The sequence below is a fragment of the Neoluteolibacter marinus genome (assembly GCF_014904755.1).
Classification (GTDB): Bacteria; Verrucomicrobiota; Verrucomicrobiia; order Verrucomicrobiales; family Akkermansiaceae; genus Haloferula; species Haloferula marina.
The window spans coordinates 1-1181 of record NZ_JACZFQ010000167.1; the positions used below are offsets into that span (position 1 = coordinate 1).

General features: G+C 56.8%; 2 protein-coding genes. Both read left to right on the plus strand.

The window, feature by feature from the left end:
- Window positions 1–225: 225 nt before the first annotated feature.
- Window positions 226–483, plus strand: a complete 258-nt coding sequence (locus tag IG178_RS24325) for a hypothetical protein (protein WP_193215187.1) — start codon at window positions 226–228, stop codon at window positions 481–483.
- Window positions 484–635: 152 nt separating this feature from the next.
- Window positions 636–1106 carry a hypothetical protein gene (locus IG178_RS24330; RefSeq protein WP_193215188.1) on the plus strand — a complete coding sequence of 157 codons (471 nt, stop codon included), beginning with the start codon at window positions 636–638 and terminating at the stop codon, window positions 1104–1106.
- Window positions 1107–1181 lie beyond the last annotated feature (75 nt).

The window sequence follows — 1181 nt, forward strand, 5'->3', positions numbered from 1 at the left end:
ATTTGAACCAGACACGGCACCTCTTTCCAAACCCCGAACCCAACCCGGTGGCGGCCGACTGCTTCAAGTCGCAGCCATAGGGTCTCGGCAGGAAATATGGATCCATACGAGCCTCCAAAGGAAGCACAGCTAGAGTCGAAGTCGGTGCCGGCATTCCTAGGACGGATTCGAACCGGCCTGTTTGCCTTGAGTTGCGTGTTCATCGTGGTTCGTGATGTCCCACACATGAGATTCGCCGGTTTGATTATCGGACTGATTCTCGTGGCGATCAGCTGGGGAGCGATTCAGAGGCGGGTGCTCTATTGGATCGGTGTCGTGATTTCTGTGGGCATACTCTTCAAGATTGGGGACATTCCGAGCGGATTTCAGCTGCGACCTGATTTGCACGCTAAGCTGATGTATGGCGGCGTGACCGTGCCGATGATTTTGGGTGCGATCATGTTCGTGACCCATCTTTTCGTTTCTGGCAGGCTCAACGAGTAGTTAGGCAGGGAACAAGAAGCCGAACAAGCCGCGTCTGACCGACCCCTTTAAGCGGCCTTGTTACGTTTCAGTTCAGGTGGTAGAAAGCCTTCAGTGAATCGCGCTGGCCGCCATGGTGGTCGGTTCGGCAGCGCTTCGACGTTCGCTCCAAAATGAAGACCCCCGAAGCGCGTGACTTGGCCATCGGGTTGGCGCTTGGAGTTATTCACGCATCAGACGCCGTCGAGTGGGCTGATGCCTGGATCATGCGGCTCGATGAACCGCCGTATTGGCTGATTGAGATTTCTACGTCACCACGCTCGTCAGCACACGATCTGCTCAAACTGATTCCGGCAGCACCCGACGATGAGGCGGCCTCCGATCAGGAGTTCCTTGGCGCAATGGCCGTCAGATTGATCGATCACGGGGACTCGCTGGCAGAGATTCTGCGGCTCATGTACGAGCGATTTTGCCTCTGCGCGTGGACCGAGATGACGGAGACCCGGCAGGAAGTCTACTTGATCGATGATGAGTGGGACTGGGATCGATCCCGCGCAGTCCGGACAGCCAGAACCTTTCTTATGGGGCATTTAGAGGCAGGTCGACGCCTACTCGCGAAAATCAATAGCGAATCGGGTAGGTGACGGGCTCTAACCGTCACCCCCCACACCACCCGGCATGCGGATCCGCACCGGGCGGTTCCAATTCGTCATGCCATC